This is a genomic window from Bacillus sp. Nf3, assembly GCF_003028545.1.
GTDB lineage: Bacteria > Bacillota > Bacilli > Bacillales > Bacillaceae > Bacillus > Bacillus safensis.
In genome coordinates this window covers 1-507 of the sequence record NZ_PYUA01000138.1, presented here as the reverse complement: position 1 = coordinate 507, position 507 = coordinate 1, and the positions used below count along the sequence as shown (strand labels likewise).

The following is a 507-nucleotide window of genomic DNA, read 5'->3' as shown; positions in this document are numbered from 1 at the left end:
GTCATGAACCACATGCCCATCCACGAACGTCAGCAGCGACCTGATCGTGTGAATCTTCTTGGCTGGCATCGTGAGATAGGGCTGATCCAGAACGGCAAAGTCCGCCTGCTTTCCTGGTGCCAACGAGCCGCGATCGTTCTCTGCGAAGGAGAGCCATGCGGCTGTGCGTGTGTACATGCGCAACGCAGCGCCACGGCTGATCAGGTTATCGTCCTGCCGACGTACACCTGCCAGTGGCTGACCATCAACGTGGAACTGGATGGCATGCCACACACCTGATACGCCGATGCGCGTGGAGTCGGTTCCACCAGCCACCGGAATACCTAGTTCCAGGGCCGCATTGACGGGTGCTGCAGATGCTGCAACATCGGCCGAGTTGGCTCTGTGGATGGCGGTTGTCTCAAAATAGGGCCCCATCTGCACGCTGTATGCCAGGCCCAGGCGCGCCATACGCTGCAACGTGTGCTTGGAACCTGTATTGAGGTGAGCAATAGACCAGCGTAGTGG

General features: G+C 59.0%; 1 protein-coding gene. It reads right to left on the bottom strand.

The annotated features are described in order from the left end of the window. The coding region (locus C9414_RS19990; RefSeq protein ID WP_142398101.1) for an amidohydrolase family protein at nt 1–507 on the bottom strand (507 nt) is incomplete at both ends.